Source organism: Pseudomonas sp. Z4-20, from assembly GCF_051131955.1.
GTDB classification, from domain to species: domain Bacteria; phylum Pseudomonadota; class Gammaproteobacteria; order Pseudomonadales; family Pseudomonadaceae; genus Aquipseudomonas; species Aquipseudomonas marvdashtae.
This window is the reverse complement of sequence record NZ_CP071641.1, coordinates 4,031,236-4,048,865: the sequence shown is the minus strand read 5'-3', so window position 1 is coordinate 4,048,865 and position 17,630 is coordinate 4,031,236. Positions and strand designations below refer to the sequence as shown.

Sequence of the window (17,630 nt, the reverse complement as noted above, 5' to 3'; positions counted from 1 at the left end):
GTCTACAGGCATGACAAGTCTGCAAGCGTCTAGCTTGCCCCCAAATTCGGGCACTGAGTTGACTAGGGAAGTTGCTATTGCATGTGGCGTGAAACCAAAATTCTCCTGATCGATGACGATAGCGTCCGCCGCCGCGACTTGGCGGTGATCCTCAATTTTCTTGGCGAAGAAAATCTGCCCTGCGGTAGCCATGATTGGCAGCAGGCTGTCGGCTCTCTGTCCTCCAGTCGTGAAGTCATTTGCGTCCTGATTGGGACCGTAAATGCTCCCGCGTCGCTTTTGGGCTTGCTAAAGACACTCTCAACCTGGGATGAGTTCCTTCCAGTTTTGCTGATGGGCGAAAATTCTTCTCTCGATCTGCCGGAAGATCAGCGCCGCCGGGTACTTTCCACCCTGGAAATGCCGCCCAGCTACAGCAAGCTGCTGGATTCGCTGCACCGCGCCCAGGTTTATCGCGAGATGTACGACCAGGCCCGAGAGCGCGGTCGGCATCGCGAGCCCAATCTGTTTCGCAGCCTCGTCGGGACCAGCCGTGCGATCCAGCACGTGCGCCAGATGATGCAGCAAGTGGCCGACACCGATGCCAGTGTGCTGATCCTGGGTGAGTCCGGCACCGGCAAGGAAGTGGTTGCGCGCAACTTGCATTACCATTCCAAGCGTCGCGAAGCGCCGTTCGTGCCGGTCAACTGCGGTGCGATTCCCGCCGAGCTGTTGGAAAGCGAATTGTTCGGCCACGAAAAGGGCGCCTTCACCGGTGCTATCACCAGTCGCGCCGGGCGTTTCGAATTGGCCAACGGCGGCACGCTGTTCCTCGACGAAATCGGCGACATGCCGCTGCCGATGCAGGTCAAGCTGCTGCGGGTCCTGCAGGAACGTACGTTCGAGCGCGTGGGCAGCAACAAGACCCAGAGCGTTGACGTACGGATCATCGCCGCGACCCACAAGAATCTCGAGACCATGATCGAGATCGGCAGCTTCCGCGAAGACCTCTATTACCGCCTCAACGTTTTCCCAATCGAAATGGCGCCGCTGCGCGAGCGGGTCGAAGACATTCCGTTGCTGATGAACGAACTGATCTCGCGCATGGAGCATGAGAAGCGTGGTTCGATCCGCTTCAACTCGGCGGCGATCATGTCTCTCTGCCGCCACGGCTGGCCGGGCAACGTCCGGGAGCTGGCGAACCTGGTCGAGCGCATGGCGATCATGCACCCCTACGGTGTGATCGGCGTCGCGGAGTTGCCAAAGAAATTCCGCTACGTCGACGACGAAGACGAGCAGATGGTCGACAGCCTGCGCAGCGACCTGGAAGAGCGCGTGGCGATCAACGGCCATACGCCGGATTTCACCAGTAATGCTTTGCTGCCGCCGGAAGGCCTGGACCTCAAGGACTATTTGGGCGGCCTGGAGCAAGGGCTGATCCAGCAAGCCTTGGACGACGCCAACGGCATCGTGGCTCGTGCCGCAGAACGCCTGCGCATCCGTCGTACCACCCTGGTGGAAAAGATGCGCAAGTACGGCATGAGCCGTCGCGAAGGAGATGAACAGGCGGATGATTGACGCCTGTTTTGCAACCGCCTGATTTTCAGGCGGTTTTTTTTTCGGCACGGGTATTGCTATAGCCCTCGCAACGTTCCGTTTAACTGACGGTCAGCCAAGCGAGAGAGCACGATGACCCAAGCCGCCCTGATGTCTCCTGTCCCAGAGTCGGGACACATGCCGTCCGCCGAACAGGCTAGTCGTCTTGGACTTGAGCAGGCGTTTTCGCTGTTTAACCAGATGTCCAGCCAGCTGACCGACTCCTACAGCCTGCTTGAAGCCCGGGTCACCGAGCTCAAGGGTGAGCTGGCAGTGGTCAGCGCTCAGCGCATGCAGGAGCTGGCGGAAAAAGAACGCCTGGCCAATCGGCTGCAAAACCTCCTCGACCTCTTGCCTGGCGGCGTCATCGTCATCGATGCCCTCGGCTTCGTGCGCGAAGCCAACCCGGCGGCCTGCGAGCTGCTGGGCTTGCCGCTGGAAGGCGAGTTGTGGCGACACGTCATCGCCCGTTGCTTCGCTCCGCGCGAGGATGACGGTCACGAAGTCTCCCTCAAGGACGGCCGTCGCCTGTCCATCTCGACTCGATCACTGGACGCCGAGCCCGGTCAACTGGTGTTGCTCAACGATCTGACTGAAACCCGTCACCTGCAAGATCAACTGGCCCGTCACGAGCGCTTGTCCTCCCTTGGGCGGATGGTGGCGTCGCTGGCTCACCAGATCCGTACGCCGCTGTCCGCTGCGTTGCTGTACGCCAGTCATTTGACCGAGCAGCAATTGCCGATGGAGACCCAGCAACGCTTCGCCGGTCGCCTGAAAGAGCGCCTTCACGAACTCGAACACCAAGTGCGCGACATGCTCGTGTTCGCCCGTGGCGAGCTGCCCCTGACCGACCGCGTAACGCCCAGGGCGCTGCTGCAATCCTTGCAGGCTGCGGCGCTGACTCACGTGCAGGGCTTGCCGATCCGCTGGCAGTGCGACAGTCACGTCGGTGAGGTGCTGTGCAACCGCGACACGTTGGTGGGGGCAGTGTTGAATCTTATTGAAAATGCGATCCAGGCCAGCGACGGCGACGTGCGGCTCAAGGTCCATCTATACACACGCGACAACACCTTGCGCCTGTGCGTCAGTGACAGCGGCAGCGGTATCGAGCCGGCCGTGTTGACGCGTCTGGGCGAGCCATTCTTCACCACCAAGACCACCGGGACGGGCCTCGGCCTGACCGTGGTCAAGGCGGTGGCCCGTGCCCATCAGGGAGAATTGCAGTTGCACTCGCGGCCGGGGCGCGGCACGTGCGCGCTGGTGCTCCTGCCGCTGTTTTCCAGTGCGCCAGGGTTGGAGTGAAGGTTATGGCGATCAAGGTTCTGCTGGTCGAGGACGACCGCGCCCTGCGCGAAGCGCTGGCCGATACGCTGCTGTTGGCCGGGCATGATTATGCCGCCGTCGGTTCGGCAGAAGACGCATTACTCGCCGTGGCCCGCGAACCGTTCAGCCTGGTGGTCAGCGACGTCAACATGCCAGGCATGGACGGCCATCAGTTGCTTGGTTTGCTACGGGCGCGCCAGCCGCAATTGCCCGTCTTGCTGATGACCGCCCACGGCGCCGTCGAGCGCGCGGTGGACGCCATGCGCCAGGGCGCCGCGGATTATCTGGTCAAGCCGTTCGAGCCCAAGGCGCTCCTGGATCTGGTCGCGCGGCATGCCTTGGGCAGCGTCGCTGTCGAGGGTGAGGGGCCGGTGGCGTTCGAGCCCGCCAGCGCGCAATTGCTGGAATTGGCCGCGCGGGTAGCCCGCAGCGATTCGACGGTGTTGATTTCCGGCGAGTCCGGTACGGGCAAGGAAGTGTTGGCTCGCTATATCCACCAGCAATCCCGGCGCGCCAGCGAACCGTTCATCGCCATCAATTGTGCGGCGATTCCTGACAACATGCTCGAGGCAACGTTGTTCGGGCACGAAAAAGGCTCGTTTACTGGCGCTATCGCGGCCCAGCCCGGCAAGTTCGAGCAGGCCGACGGCGGGACGATCCTCCTTGATGAGATTTCCGAAATGCCGCTGGGCCTGCAAGCCAAGTTGCTGCGTGTATTGCAGGAACGGGAAGTGGAGCGGGTCGGCGCGCGCAAGCCCATCAGCCTGGACATCCGCGTGGTGGCAACGACCAACCGCGACCTGGCCGGGGAAGTGGCAGCGGGGCGCTTTCGTGAAGACCTTTATTACCGACTGTCGGTTTTCCCCCTGGCCTGGCGTCCATTACGCGAGCGCACCGCCGATATCCTGCCGCTGGCCGAGCGCCTGCTGGCCAAACACGTCAATAAAATGAAGCACGCAACGGCCCGGCTGTCTGCCGAGGCGCAGGCTTGCTTGATTGCGTATCCCTGGCCCGGCAATGTCCGTGAGCTGGACAATGCCATTCAGCGGGCATTGATTCTTCAGCAGGGCGGCTTGATCCAGCCCGAGGATTTTTGCCTGGCGGGTCCGGTGGCCTGCGCGCCATTGCCAGCGCTCAAGCCTGTGCCAACGCAGGTCCAGCCGGTCGAAGTGACGGGGGAATCGGCTGGAGCCCTGGAAGACGACCTGCGTCGTCGCGAATTCCAGATGATCATCGACACCCTGCGCGCCGAGCGCGGCCGGCGCAAGGAGGCCGCTGAACGCCTGGGCATCAGCCCGCGTACCTTGCGCTACAAGCTGGCGCAGATGCGCGATGCCGGGATGGACGTGGAGGCTTATCTCTTCGCCAGTTGATGCCTGTCGCCAGGGGCTGGCCAAGCATCAGTGCGAAGCGCTCATGCATGTAACGGTTGAACCGTGTAGCGCCGGATGCGCTCGCGCGCGCATTTGTTTCTGACGGCCATGGAGCTGGCACCCTTGTTGCTAACACCTGTATACCCGCTGAGTAAGTGTCAAAAAAATGCGGGCCGCCAGAGAGAATAGATCATGAGCCAAGGTATTGAATTTAATCGGTTGATGTTGGACATGCGGTCCATGCAGATGGACGCCATGGCCCAGCCTAAATCGGTCGCGGTGCCACAAGTGGCCGGCAGCAGTTTTTCCGACATGCTCGGTCAGGCCGTCAATAAAGTGAACGATACCCAGCAGGCTTCGAACCAGTTGGCCAGTGCTTTCGAGATTGGCAAAAGTGGCGTCGACCTGACGGACGTAATGATCTCTTCGCAGAAAGCCAGTGTCTCGTTTCAGGCGTTGACCCAGGTACGCAACAAACTGGTTCAAGCCTACCAAGACATCATGCAGATGCCGGTCTAAGGAAATTATTGAGTCATGGCAGAAGCAGCCGCTGATAACGTTCCAGCCAAGACCACACCGGTAGACGGCAAGCCGCCGTTGTTCGGTCTGTCTTTCCTGGAAAACCTCTCCGAGATGACCATGCTGCGTCAGGTAGGCCTGTTGGTCGGCCTGGCTGCCAGCGTGGCGATTGGTTTCGCCGTGGTGTTGTGGTCCCAGCAGCCAGACTACCGTCCTTTGTACGGCAGCCTGGAAGGCATGGATGCCAAGCAAGTCATGGAAACCCTGGCTTCTGCCGACATTCCTTACACCGTCGAACCTAACTCTGGCGCCTTGTTGGTCAAGGCCGACGATGTGGCGCGTGCGCGCCTCAAGCTCGCCGCGGCTGGCGTAACGCCGACCGATGGCAACATCGGGTTCGAGATTCTCGACAAGGACCAGGGCCTGGGCACCAGCCAGTTCATGGAAGCGACGCGTTATCGTCGCGGCCTGGAAGGCGAACTGGCGCGGACCATTTCCAGCCTCAACAACGTCAAGGGTGCCCGCGTGCACCTGGCGATTCCGAAAAGCTCGGTATTCGTGCGCGATGAGCGCAAGCCGAGTGCTTCGGTCCTGGTCGAGCTGTATTCCGGCCGCTCCCTGGAGCCAGGCCAAGTCGTTGCCATTATCAATCTGGTGGCGACCAGTGTTCCTGAACTGAGCAAGTCGCAAATCACCGTCGTCGACCAGAAGGGCAACCTGCTGTCCGACCAGGCGGAAAATTCCGAACTGACCATGGCCGGCAAGCAATTCGACTACAGCCGTCGCATGGAAGGCATGCTGACCCAGCGGGTGCACAACATCCTGCAACCTATACTGGGTAATGGTCGTTATAAAGCTGAAGTCTCGGCTGACGTAGATTTCAGCGCCGTCGAGTCGACGTCCGAACAGTTCAACCCGGATCAACCGGCGTTGCGCAGCGAACAATCGGTGAACGAGCAGCGTACCGCCAGCAATGGCCCCCAAGGTGTGCCGGGTGCCCTGAGCAACCAACCGCCATCGGCAGCCAGCGCGCCGCAAACCACCGGTGGCGCCACTGCGGCCGCAGGCATGGTGCAGCCAGGCCAGCCGCTGATCGATGCCAACGGCCAGCAGATCATGGACCCGGCCACCGGCCAGCCGATGCTCGCGCCGTACCCGGCCGACAAGCGTCAACAATCGACCAAGAACTTCGAACTCGACCGTTCCATCAGCCACACCAAGCAGCAGCAGGGCCGTTTGAATCGCCTGTCAGTTGCCGTGGTGGTGGACGATCAGGTCAAGATCAACGCGGCCAACGGCGAAACCAGCCGTGCGCCATGGACTGCCGACGAATTGGCGCGCTTCACTCGCCTGGTGCAGGACGCCGTCGGTTTCGACGCCAGCCGTGGCGACAGCGTCAGCGTGATCAACGTGCCGTTCTCCCTGGAGCGCGGAGAAGAAATTGCCGACATCCCGTTTTATTCGCAACCCTGGTTCTGGGATGTGGTCAAGCAAGTATTGGGTGTGCTGTTCATCCTGATACTGGTGTTCGGCGTGCTGCGTCCGGTGCTCAACAACATCACCGGTGGCGGCAAGAACAAGCAGCTGGCAGGCTTGGGCGATGTAGAGCTGGGAGGCATGGGCGGCCTGGATGGCGAATTGGCCAACGATCGCGTCAGCCTCGGCGGGCCGCAGAGCATCCTGCTGCCAAGTCCGAGCGAAGGCTATGACGCACAGTTGAACGCCATCAAGAGTCTGGTGGCAGAGGATCCGGGTCGTGTGGCCCAGGTCGTGAAAGAGTGGATTAACGCAGATGAGTGATAATCGAGCCGCTGTTGCCAAATTGTCCCGGGTCGACAAAGCCGCGATCTTGCTGCTGTCCCTGGGTTCGACCGACGCCGCCCAGGTGCTGCGCCACATGGGCCCCAAGGAAGTCCAACGCGTCGGCGTGGCCATGGCGCAGATGGGCAACGTGCACCGTGAACAGGTCGAGCAGGTCATGAGCGAGTTCGTTGACATCGTCGGCGATCAGACCAGCCTGGGCGTCGGTTCCGACGACTACGTACGCAAGATGCTCACCCAGGCCCTGGGCGAGGACAAGGCCAACGGCCTGATCGACCGGATCCTGCTCGGTGGCAACACCAGCGGCCTGGACAGCCTCAAGTGGATGGAACCGCGCGCGGTCGCCGACGTGATCCGTTACGAGCACCCGCAGATCCAGGCGATCGTCGTGGCGTATCTCGACCCCGACCAGGCTGGTGAAGTGCTGGGCAACTTCGACCATAAAGTGCGTCTCGACATCATCCTGCGGGTATCGTCGTTGAACACCGTGCAGCCGGCGGCCCTGAAAGAATTGAACCAGATTCTCGAGAAGCAGTTCTCGGGCAACTCCAATGCTTCGCGCACCACCCTGGGTGGTATCAAGCGCGCGGCAGACATCATGAACTTCCTCGACAGTTCGATCGAAGGTCAACTGATGGACTCGATCCGCGAAGTCGACGAAGACCTGTCCGGTCAGATCGAAGACCTCATGTTCGTGTTCAACAACCTGGCCGATGTCGACGATCGTGGCATCCAGGCACTGTTGCGCGAAGTGTCCTCCGATGTGCTCGTCCTGGCCCTCAAGGGTTCGGACGAAGGCGTCAAGGAGAAGATCTTCAAGAACATGTCCAAACGAGCGGCCGAACTGTTGCGCGACGATCTCGAGGCCAAAGGCCCGGTGCGCGTCAGCGACGTGGAAACCGCACAGAAGGAAATCCTCACCATCGCCCGCCGTATGGCCGAAGCCGGAGAAATCGTCCTCGGTGGCAAGGGCGGCGAAGAGATGATCTAAGGTCGTTATGTCTGCCAAGAGTGATGATTCACCCAGCGACCTGATCCGCGCCCGGGACGTCGGTGGCTTCGACGTCTGGTCGCTGCCCAGCTTCGATCCCCACGTGCCCGAGCCTGAGCCTGCACCGGTGGAAGAACTGCCGGAGATGGAAGAGGTGCCGCTGGAGGAAGTGCAGCCGCTGACCCTCGAAGAAGTCGAGAGCATTCGCCAGGAAGCCTATAACGAAGGGTTCGCCATCGGCGAAAAAGAAGGTTTCCACAGCACCACGCTCAAGGTCCGCCAGGAAGCCGACGTGGCGCTGACGGCCAAGTTGCGGGCGCTGGAAGCGCTGATGCTCAATTTATTCGAGCCCATCGCCGAACAAGACACCCAGATCGAAAAATCGTTGGTCGGGCTGGTGCAACACATCACCCGGCAGGTAATCCAGCGCGAGCTGGCGATTGATTCGAGCCAGATCGAACACGTCATGCGTGAAGCCCTCAAGTTGTTGCCGCTGGGCGTGGGCAACGTGCGGTTGTACATCAACCCGCAGGACTTCGAACTGGTCAAGGCGCTGCGCGAGCGCCATGAAGAAACCTGGCGAATAGTCGAAGACGAAACCTTGCTGCCGGGCGGATGCCGGGTCGAAACCGAGCACAGCCGTATCGATGCGACGGTCGAAACCCGCATCAGCCAGATCATGGCCAAGCTGTTTGACCAACTGCACGAACAGGCCTTGCACCCGGCCCCCGCCGACCTGAGCCTGGAGTTGCCGGACGAATCCAAGGCCGCCGTCATCGTCGATCCGAACGGTGCCGATGTGATAGCCCCTGAACTGGACGGCCGCGATGCGCCTTGATCGAACCAGCTTCGGCAAGCGCCTGGGCAGCTACGCCGAAGCCACCGAACTGGCCGGCCAGCCGATCCTGGAAGGGCGCCTGCTGCGCATGGTCGGCCTGACCCTCGAAGCCGAGGGCCTGCGTGCCGCCATGGGCAGTCGGTGCATGGTGATCAACGACGACAGCTATCATCCGGTGCAAGTCGAAGCCGAGGTCATGGGTTTTTCCGGCAGCAAAGTATTTTTGATGCCGGTGGGCAGTGTCGCCGGCATCGCCCCCGGCGCCCGCGTGGTGCCCCTGGCCGATACCGGTCGGTTGCCCATGGGCATGAGCATGCTCGGACGAGTGCTGGACGGAGCCGGGCGTGCCCTCGACGGCAAGGGCGGCATGAAGGCCGAAGACTGGGTGCCGATGGACGGCCCGACAATCAACCCCCTCAAGCGTGACCCGATCAGCGTGCCGCTTGACGTGGGCATTCGCTGCATCAACGGATTATTGACGGTAGGACGCGGCCAGCGTCTGGGCCTGTTCGCCGGTACCGGGGTGGGCAAGAGTGTGCTGCTGGGCATGATGACCCGCTTCACTGAAGCCGACATTATCGTGGTGGGGCTGATCGGTGAGCGGGGCCGCGAGGTGAAGGAATTCATCGAGCACATCCTCGGCGAAGAAGGGCTCAAGCGTTCCGTGGTGGTGGCGTCGCCAGCGGACGATGCGCCGCTGATGCGCTTGCGCGCCGCCATGTACTGCACGCGCATCGCCGAATATTTTCGCGACAAGGGCAAGAACGTCCTGTTGTTGATGGACTCGCTCACTCGTTTCGCCCAGGCCCAGCGGGAAATCGCCCTGGCCATCGGCGAGCCCCCGGCCACCAAGGGTTATCCGCCTTCAGTATTTGCCAAGCTGCCCAAGTTGGTAGAGCGAGCCGGTAACGCCGAGAAGGGTGGCGGTTCGATCACCGCGTTTTATACCGTGTTGTCCGAAGGCGATGATCAGCAAGATCCGATCGCCGACTCGGCGCGAGGTGTGCTCGATGGCCACATTGTCTTGTCTCGGCGCTTGGCCGAAGAAGGGCACTACCCGGCCATTGATATCGAAGCTTCGATCAGCCGGGTCATGCCGTCGGTCATCAGTGCCGAGCACATGAAACGCGCGCAGCAATTCAAGCAGTACTGGTCGCGCTATCAGCAGAGCCGCGACCTTATCAGCGTCGGTGCCTACGTGCCGGGTGGTGACCGCGAGACGGACATGGCCATCAATCTCTATCCGGCCATGGCGGTTTATCTACGCCAGAGCCTGAACGACAACATCGGCATGGGCGCCAGCGAAGCGCACCTGCAGACCATCTTCACCCCCGTCGCTGGCGCGTAACCGGTCATGGCCACGAGTCGTGCTGCACGCCTGGCGCCAGTGGTGGACATGGCGGAAAAAGCCGAGAAGACCGCCGTCCAGCGGCTGGCTTATTTCCAGGGACAAGTGGCCGTGGCCGAGAGCAAGCTGGCCGACCTGGAGAATTTTCGTCTCGAATACCAAGAGCAGTGGATCGCCCGCGGCAGCCATGGCGTTTCCGGGCAATGGCTGTTGGGCTACCAGGGGTTCCTCGCACAGCTGGGCACCGCGATCGATCAGCAGCGCCAAAGCCTCGTCTGGCACCAGAACAACCTGGAAAAGGCTCGCCAGAGCTGGCAGGAAGCCTTCGCCCGGGTCGAAGGGCTGCGCAAACTTGTACAGCGCTATATCGATGAGGCTCGGCAGCTGGAAGACAAGCGCGAGCAGAAATTGCTCGATGAACTGTCTCAGCGTCTGCCGCGCCATGATCCGTATTGATCATGAAAGCGGAATTCTGTCGGTTGGAGGGTTTGATTCCTTGCTCAGACCTCTACCTGATGCTACACCTTGTACACATATGTCCACGACAAGGAAGTGAATATGTCTGTCGTAACTGAAGTGTCCCCAGATGGACAAAAGCTGACGATCTCGATCAAAGGTCGATTCGATTTTGGCCGACACCAGGAATTTCGTGAGTCTTACGAAAAGCTCAATACGAAGCCTGAGTCCATCGTGGTGGATTTGAAAGAAGCCACCTACCTCGACAGCTCTGCCTTGGGCATGCTCCTGCTGTTGCGCGATCATGCCGGTGGCGACGAGTCGGATATCCGTGTGGTCAACAGCAGCAGCGACGTCAAGAAAATCCTCGCGATTTCCAATTTCGACAAGTTGTTCGATATCAGTTGATTACCATGCAATCGTCGCCGGAGCCGCTGACGATCCTGATTGCCGAAGACAGTGCCGCTGACCGACTGCTGTTGTCGACCATCGTCCGCCGTCAAGGCCATCAGGTGCTCACCGCAGCGGATGGCGCCGAGGCGGTCGAAGTCTACCGGGAGCAGCGTCCGCACCTGGTGCTGATGGACGCGATGATGCCGGTCATGGATGGCTTCGAAGCCGCGCAGCAGATCAAGCATCTGGCCGGGGACCAGCTGGTTCCGATCATTTTCCTCACCTCGTTGACTGAAAGCGAAGGGCTGGCCCGTTGCCTGGAGGCTGGCGGTGACGATTTCCTCGCCAAGCCCTATAACCAAGTGATCCTGGCTGCCAAGATCAAGGCCATGGACCGCTTGCGTCGGTTACAGGCCACGGTGGTCGAACAACGTGACCAGATCGCCCGGCACCACGACTACCTGCTTAACGAGCAGCGGGTCGCCAAGGCCGTATTCGACAAGATCGCCCACTCCGGTTGCCTCAGCGCGCCGAACATCCGTTACCTTCAATCGCCCTATGCCTTGTTCAACGGTGACTTGCTGCTGGCTGCGTTCAACCCGGCTGGCGACATGCACATCCTGCTCGGGGATTTTACTGGCCACGGCTTGCCGGCGGCGGTCGGGGCGATGCCGCTGGCGGAGGTGTTCTACGGGATGACCGCCAAAGGCTACGGCCTGGCGCAAATCCTGCGGGAGATGAATGCCAAGCTCAAGCGCATCCTGCCGGTGGACATGTTCTGCTGTGCGACGCTGTTGTGCCTGAGTTTCCAGCGCTGCACCGTCGAAGTCTGGAACGGCGGCATGCCCGATGGCTACTTGCATGACAGCCTGAGTGGCGCGCGCACGCCCTTGCCGGCCCGGCATTTGCCGCTGGGCGTGCTGACGCCGCAGTTATTCGATGACCGAACTGAAGTGCACCCGATGTCGGTGGGTGACCGTGTATTCCTGTTGTCTGACGGCGTCATCGAAGCCAGCGACCGCGATGATCAGCCGTTCGGCGTAGAGAGGTTGCAGCAGGTGTTTGCGGCCAACCGAGAGCCCGACCGCCTGTTCGAAGATATCCAGCAGGCCCTCGGCGATTTTCGCGGCGAGGCCCGCGACGACTTCAGCATGGTCGAAGTGCGGCTGGTCGCGCCGACGCAACTCAGCCCGCCGCCACCGGTCTATTCCGATAGCGGCCAGTCGAGCCCTCTGGATTGGTCGGTGAGCTTCGAGTTCCGCGCCCAGACGCTCAAGCGTTTCAACCCGATGCCTTACCTGTTGCAGTTATTGCTTGAGGTCCATGGGCTCAGGGGTCAGAGTGGCGCCTTGTATAGTGTCCTGACGGAGCTTTACTCCAACGCACTGGAGCATGGCGTACTGGGGCTCGATTCGAGTCTCAAGCGTGATGCGGCGGGTTTCGCCCGCTATTACACGGAGCGCAGCACCCGTCTGGACGAGCTGGACAGTGGCCATATCCGCGTGCATCTGCACGTGACTCCCCAAGGGGATGGTGGGCGCCTGGTCATTGAGGTCGAAGACAGCGGCCAGGGGTTCGATGTCAGCCGGGTGCTGGCCCGGCCAGTGGACCGTGACCGGTTATCCGGACGTGGTGTAAGCCTGGTGCGCCAGCTATGCCATCAGGCCAGTTGGTCCGACGATGGTCGTAGTGCGCGCGTGGAGTTTTTCTGGGAGGCTCTGGCATAATTAGGGCCATTCTTGATCAAGGAGCGAACAAGTGAGCGAGATTCATCTGGATCGGGACGTGCTCAGCACGTTGAGGGAAGTCATGGAGGACGGGTATCCGGAATTGCTGGATACGTTTCTCAACGATTCCGAAGCACGCCTGCGTGTATTGCTTGAGGCCAGGGATGCCGAACAATTGAGCGCCACCGCCCACAGTTTCAAGGGCAGTAGCAGCAATATGGGCGCCCTGCGCCTGGCTGAACTGTGCGGCGAGCTCGAACAGCGCGCCAAGCAGCCCTCGCTGGGGGGTATCGAGAAACTGGTCAGCGAGATCAACAGCGAATTCACCTATGTTCGCGAGCTTTGCAAGGAAGAGCGCGAAGGCTTCCACTGTTAAAGTCGTTGTTGTTCGGCGCGTTGGCCCATCCCTTGCATTGTCCTGTCTCGACTGCATCAAAGATCCCAGTGCAGCGGAGACCATTTTATGCCCGTTACGCCTAATACACTCATCCAGGCCACTGCCCAGGCCAAGCCGCAGGCCGCTGTCAATCCGCTGGCAGCAGGCCCGGACGCCGGGAATAAAGCCTCCAGCTTCGCCCAGGTCTTCGCCAAGCAGGCGCCCGTCAAATCACCGGCGGTACCTGAGCCGCCGACAAAACCGCTGCGCGACAAGGCGGCCGATATTACCGTCAAGAAGGATGCAGGCAGCGACACGGCTGCCGCTCCTGAGCCGGCGGTTGCCGATAGCGGCAAACCCTTGCCCGCCGACAAGCCGGCGACTGCCGACGGCAAGGCAACGGAAGATGCCGCCGCCGATACGGCTGAAGCGCCGGTAGTGGATGCGGCGCCTTCCGATCCGACGCTTGATCCGACCTTGCTGCCGGACGCCGTTGCTCTGGTGGCCGCCGTCGAGGCTCAGCCTACGCCTGTCGTGATCCCGACCGAGGCTCCCGTCACTGCGGCGGTAGCGGCTCCCGTCGTTGCCTTAGCCACGCCAGCCAAGGCAACGGACCCGGCGATCGATCCGGAGTTCGACCCGCAGGCCGATCCACTCGATGCGCTTCCAGCCCTGCGCCTGGCGATGGAGCAGGGCGGCCACGTGTCCGCTGCCAGCCAGGCACAGCCCAAGGCAGCGGCATCGGCGTCTCTTGATGGCGAGCCGACATCGGCCCAGACCTTCACTGCCGGCATGGCGAGCATGCTCACCGTGCAAGCCGACCAAGACAGTACCGGCGCCGGTAGCCAGGGCGGCGAGAAAGCGTTCAGCGGCTTGATCAGTGAAGGCCTCAAGGACCTGACCGCGGCGTCCAGCGATACGCGCGTGGACGACTTCGCCAACCGCCTGGCAGCGCTGACCCAGGCGGCCACGCCAAAAACCGCCAACGCGGTGCCGGTCAACCAGCCTATCGCCATGAACCAGAGCGGTTGGACCGAGGAAGTGGTCAATCGGGTGATGTACTTGTCGAGCGCCAATCTCAAGGCGGCCGACATCCAATTGCAACCGGCCGAACTCGGTCGCCTGGATATCCGGGTGAACATGGTTCCGGACCAGCAGACCCAGATCACTTTCATGAGCGCACACTCAGGCGTTCGCGAAGCCCTCGAAGGCCAGATGCATCGCCTGCGCGACAGTTTTGCCCAGCAGGGCATGGGGCAGGTCGACGTCAACGTATCGGATCAGTCGCGTGGCTCGCAGGGCCAGGATCAGCAAGCCCAGCAGCAGGCCCAGGCGGGACGCACGACTTCCTCCGGTGGTCGAGTGGATTCGGGGAATGAAGATCTGCCGGCCAGCGTGGCCGAGGTGGCGGTCAACACCGTCAGCGTGATCGGCACCAGTGCGGTCGATTACTACGCCTGATTCAATGCAATAAACCTGCGGGAGCGCGTTTGCTCGCGATAGCGGATTTTCAGCCAGCGTTGTTCTGGCCGGAATCCACCCTATCGCGAGCAGGCCCGCTCCCGCTTTGTTTGTGGGCGGCGCAAACCACATGAGCTACACACTTCTGGCATAACACTTGCTCCTGCCTAGCCGTGCAACAGTGAAACCCCCGATTAGTGACGGATTATTGGCATGGCGAAGAGCGAAGCAGCAGCAGTAAAAGACCCTGCAACCAAAGGCAAACTCAAAATGATCATCATGATCGTGGTGGGCTTGCTCCTGGCGGTGGGTGTTTCCGTGGGGGCGACCTGGTATTTCATGCACAGCGCTCAGAGTAAGCCGGCGCCGGCAGTCGAAGCCGCTCCAGTAGGCAAGCAGCCGGCGATTTTCGAGCCCATGGCCCCGGCCTTCGTGGCCAACTACACCCAGAACGGTCGCCAACGCTACATGCAGGTGAGCATTACCCTGTTGGGACGCAACCAGGCTGACCTGGAAGCGTTGCGGGTGCACATGCCGCTGATTCGCAATAATCTGGTCATGCTATTTTCAGGACAGAGTTTCGACACCCTGGCCACTCCGGTCGGCCAGGAAATGCTGCGTCAGAAAGCCACGGCCAGCGTTCAGGAAGTGGCTCAGAAAGAGCTCGGCAAAGTGGTGATCGAACAGTTGCTCTTCACTAACTTCGTATTGCAGTAGGAACCCGACATGGCCGTGCAGGACCTGTTGTCCCAGGACGAAATCGACGCGCTGTTGCATGGTGTCGACGACGGCCTGGTGCAGACCGAAAACGCTGCTGAACCGGGCAGCGTCAAAAGCTACGACCTGACCAGCCAGGATCGCATCGTTCGCGGACGCATGCCGACCCTGGAAATGATCAACGAGCGTTTTGCCCGATACACCCGCATCAGCATGTTCAACATGCTGCGCCGTTCGGCCGACGTGGCCGTTGGGGGCGTGCAGGTGATGAAGTTTGGTGAATACGTGCACTCGCTGTACGTGCCCACCAGCCTCAACCTGGTCAAGATCAAGCCGCTGCGCGGCACTGCGCTGTTCATCCTCGACGCCAAGCTGGTGTTCAAGCTGGTGGACAACTTCTTCGGCGGTGACGGTCGTCACGCGAAGATCGAAGGGCGTGAGTTCACCCCGACCGAGTTGCGCGTGGTGCGCATGGTCCTGGAACAGGCTTTCGTCGACTTGAAAGAAGCCTGGCAGGCGATCATGGAGGTGAACTTCGAGTACATCAACTCGGAAGTGAACCCGGCCATGGCCAACATCGTCGGGCCAAGCGAAGCGATTGTCGTCTCGACTTTCCATATTGAACTCGACGGTGGTGGCGGCGACCTGCACGTGACCATGCCGTATTCGATGATCGAGCCGGTGCGTGAAATGCTCGATGCCGGTTTCCAATCGGATCTCGATGACCAGGACGAGCGCTGGATCAACGCCTTACGCCAGGACGTGCTGGACGTCGACGTGCCAATCGGCGCAACCGTTGCCCGGCGCCAGCTGCGCCTGCGAGACATCCTGCACATGCAGCCGGGGGACATCATTCCCGTCGAAATGCCTGAAGAGATGATCATGCGCGCCAACGGCGTACCGGCCTTCAAGGTCAAGATGGGCGCTCACAAAGGCAACCTCGCGTTGCAGGTGATCGAGCCGATCGAACGCCGCTGAGCGCTGTCAATCGCTTAAGTTTGTAACGAATTTTTAGGTTTTTAACCGATTTTTGCCCGCCGAGGACACATGATGGCTGACGATATGAATACCCAGGATGACCAGGCGCTGGCCGACGAATGGGCTGCCGCCCTGGAAGAAACCGGAGATGCCGGGCAGGCCGATATTGACGCGCTGCTGGCCGCCGATACCGGTAACGCTTCCAACCGTCTGCAGATGGAAGAGTTTGGCAGCGTGCCAAAAAGCAACGAGCAAGTGACCCTCGACGGGCCGAACCTGGACGTCATTCTCGACATCCCGGTGTCGATTTCCATGGAAGTGGGCAGCACCGATATCAACATTCGCAACCTGTTGCAGCTCAACCAGGGCTCCGTGATCGAACTGGACCGCCTGGCCGGTGAGCCGTTGGACGTGCTGGTCAATGGGACGCTCATCGCCCATGGCGAAGTGGTGGTGGTCAACGAGAAGTTTGGCATTCGCCTGACGGACGTGATCAGCCCGAGCGAACGCATCAAGAAGCTGCGCTGAATGAAAGGCTTTCTCGCCGCAGCCTTGATGCTGCCGTTCAGCGTGCTGGCGGCCGAACCGGTGGCCTCGGCGGCCGCTGCGCCGGCGGGTGGCAGTGGTATCGCCGGGCAATTGGCGCAATTGGTGTTGGGCCTGCTGCTGGTGCTCGGATTGATTTTCTTCCTGGCCTGGATGTTGCGGCGCGTGCAACAGGCGGGGCCTGCCGGCAAAGGGCAGGTGATCGACATCGTCAGTTCCCGCGCGCTCGGCCCGCGGGACCGACTGGTGTTGGTGCAGGTTGGCAACGAGCAGATCCTGCTCGGCCTGAGCCCCGGCACGATTACCGCCTTGCATGTCCTCAAGGAGCCGGTGCAGGTGCCCACCACTGAGCAGGCTACCCCCGAATTTGCCCAGCGGCTCATGGAATTGCTGGGTAAAGACCAGAAGGATAAGAAGTAATGCCGTTGCGCATTCTGTTGGCGTTGGCCCTGATGCTGGCCGCGCCGTTGGTGTTTGCCGCCGACCCGCTGTCGATCCCGGCGATTACCTTGGGTACGAACGCCGAAGGCGCGCAGGAATACTCGGTCAGCCTGCAGATCCTGCTGATCATGACCGCGCTGAGTTTCATCCCGGCGTTCGTCATGCTGATGACCAGTTTCACCCGGATCATCATTGTCTTCTCGATCCTGCGTCAGGCCCTGGGCCTGCAGCAGACGCCGTCGAACCAGATCCTCACCGGCATGGCGTTGTTCCTGACCATGTTCATCATGGCGCCGGTGTTCGACCGAGTGAACAAGGACGCGCTGCAACCCTACCTGGCGGAAACGCTCAGTGCCCAGGACGCCGTGGCAAGGGCCGAGGTGCCCATCAAGGATTTCATGCTCGCCCAGACTCGCAGCAGCGACCTGGAGCTGTTCATGCGTCTGTCCAAGCGCACCGACATCCTCAGTCCCGACCAGGCGCCCCTGACGATCCTGGTGCCGGCGTTCGTCACCTCCGAACTCAAGACGGCGTTCCAGATCGGCTTCATGATTTTCATCCCGTTCCTGATCATCGACCTGGTGGTCGCCAGTATCTTGATGGCCATGGGTATGATGATGTTGTCGCCGCTGATTATTTCGCTGCCGTTCAAGATCATGCTGTTCGTGCTGGTGGACGGCTGGGCCTTGATCATCGGCACTCTGGCGGGCAGTTTCGGCGGTGTTTAGGCCCTTTGCGTGGATAGGA

18 protein-coding genes are annotated in these 17,630 nt (G+C 61.0%); all 18 read left to right on the top strand.

Annotated features, from left to right (window positions below; translation table 11 throughout):
• Positions 1–81 precede the first annotated feature (81 nt).
• The 18 genes from J3P82_RS18440 (at position 82) to fliP (ending at position 17,611) form a co-directional block, all read left to right on the top strand.
• Positions 82–1,557, top strand: a complete 1,476-nt coding sequence (locus J3P82_RS18440; protein WP_434558101.1) for a sigma-54 dependent transcriptional regulator — start codon at positions 82–84, stop codon at positions 1,555–1,557.
• Positions 1,558–1,668: 111 nt separating this feature from the next.
• Positions 1,669–2,877 (top strand): sensor histidine kinase, encoded by a 1,209-nt coding sequence (locus J3P82_RS18435; RefSeq protein ID WP_434558100.1) that lies wholly within the window; start codon positions 1,669–1,671, stop codon positions 2,875–2,877.
• 5 nt (positions 2,878–2,882) lie between these two features.
• Entirely contained in the window at positions 2,883–4,271 is a 1,389-nt protein-coding gene (gene fleR / locus J3P82_RS18430) for a sigma-54-dependent response regulator transcription factor FleR (protein ID WP_434558099.1), read from the top strand.
• Positions 4,272–4,463: 192 nt separating this feature from the next.
• A complete protein-coding gene (fliE, locus tag J3P82_RS18425) occupies positions 4,464–4,790 on the top strand; it encodes a flagellar hook-basal body complex protein FliE (protein WP_305499603.1) in 327 nt (108 codons plus the stop codon).
• Positions 4,791–4,805: 15 nt separating this feature from the next.
• Positions 4,806–6,590, top strand: a complete 1,785-nt coding sequence (gene fliF, locus J3P82_RS18420; protein ID WP_434558098.1) for a flagellar basal-body MS-ring/collar protein FliF — start codon at positions 4,806–4,808, stop codon at positions 6,588–6,590.
• A complete protein-coding gene (gene fliG / locus J3P82_RS18415) occupies positions 6,583–7,602 on the top strand; it encodes a flagellar motor switch protein FliG (RefSeq protein WP_007958288.1) in 1,020 nt (339 codons plus the stop codon). Before fliF ends, fliG begins: the two co-directional genes overlap by 8 nt.
• 7 nt (positions 7,603–7,609) lie before the next feature.
• Positions 7,610–8,440 carry a flagellar assembly protein FliH gene (gene fliH / locus J3P82_RS18410; protein WP_434558097.1) on the top strand — a complete coding sequence of 277 codons (831 nt, stop codon included), beginning with the start codon at positions 7,610–7,612 and terminating at the stop codon, positions 8,438–8,440.
• Positions 8,430–9,788 carry a flagellar protein export ATPase FliI gene (gene fliI, locus J3P82_RS18405; RefSeq protein WP_186610429.1) on the top strand — a complete coding sequence of 453 codons (1,359 nt, stop codon included), beginning with the start codon at positions 8,430–8,432 and terminating at the stop codon, positions 9,786–9,788. The genes fliH and fliI overlap by 11 nt, the downstream gene beginning before the upstream one ends.
• 6 nt (positions 9,789–9,794) lie before the next feature.
• Complete coding sequence (fliJ, locus tag J3P82_RS18400) at positions 9,795–10,244, top strand: flagellar export protein FliJ (protein WP_198797723.1); 450 nt, start codon at positions 9,795–9,797, stop codon at positions 10,242–10,244.
• Positions 10,245–10,346: 102 nt separating this feature from the next.
• Positions 10,347–10,652, top strand: a complete 306-nt coding sequence (locus J3P82_RS18395) for an STAS domain-containing protein (RefSeq protein WP_258648063.1) — start codon at positions 10,347–10,349, stop codon at positions 10,650–10,652.
• Between the two features lie 5 nt (positions 10,653–10,657).
• Positions 10,658–12,364: an ATP-binding SpoIIE family protein phosphatase gene (locus J3P82_RS18390; protein WP_434558096.1), complete on the top strand. Its 1,707-nt coding sequence runs from the start codon at positions 10,658–10,660 to the stop codon at positions 12,362–12,364.
• A 31-nt stretch (positions 12,365–12,395) separates the two neighbouring features.
• A complete protein-coding gene (locus tag J3P82_RS18385) occupies positions 12,396–12,740 on the top strand; it encodes an Hpt domain-containing protein (protein ID WP_434558095.1) in 345 nt (114 codons plus the stop codon).
• A gap of 87 nt (positions 12,741–12,827) precedes the next feature.
• On the top strand, positions 12,828–14,201 hold the full coding sequence (locus J3P82_RS18380; RefSeq protein ID WP_434558094.1) for a flagellar hook-length control protein FliK: 1,374 nt from the start codon (positions 12,828–12,830) through the stop codon (positions 14,199–14,201).
• 213 nt (positions 14,202–14,414) lie between these two features.
• Positions 14,415–14,918 carry a flagellar basal body-associated protein FliL gene (fliL, locus tag J3P82_RS18375; protein WP_186637176.1) on the top strand — a complete coding sequence of 168 codons (504 nt, stop codon included), beginning with the start codon at positions 14,415–14,417 and terminating at the stop codon, positions 14,916–14,918.
• A gap of 9 nt (positions 14,919–14,927) precedes the next feature.
• Complete coding sequence (gene fliM, locus J3P82_RS18370; protein ID WP_434558093.1) at positions 14,928–15,896, top strand: flagellar motor switch protein FliM; 969 nt, start codon at positions 14,928–14,930, stop codon at positions 15,894–15,896.
• Positions 15,897–15,968: 72 nt separating this feature from the next.
• Positions 15,969–16,424: a flagellar motor switch protein FliN gene (gene fliN, locus J3P82_RS18365; RefSeq protein ID WP_186637171.1), complete on the top strand. Its 456-nt coding sequence runs from the start codon at positions 15,969–15,971 to the stop codon at positions 16,422–16,424.
• On the top strand, positions 16,425–16,862 hold the full coding sequence (fliO, locus tag J3P82_RS18360; RefSeq protein WP_434558092.1) for a flagellar biosynthetic protein FliO: 438 nt from the start codon (positions 16,425–16,427) through the stop codon (positions 16,860–16,862).
• The gene (gene fliP / locus J3P82_RS18355; RefSeq protein ID WP_434558091.1) at positions 16,862–17,611 is read left to right on the top strand and encodes a flagellar type III secretion system pore protein FliP; all 750 of its coding nucleotides are present in this window, start codon (positions 16,862–16,864) and stop codon (positions 17,609–17,611) included. The genes fliO and fliP overlap by 1 nt, the downstream gene beginning before the upstream one ends.
• Positions 17,612–17,630 lie beyond the last annotated feature (19 nt).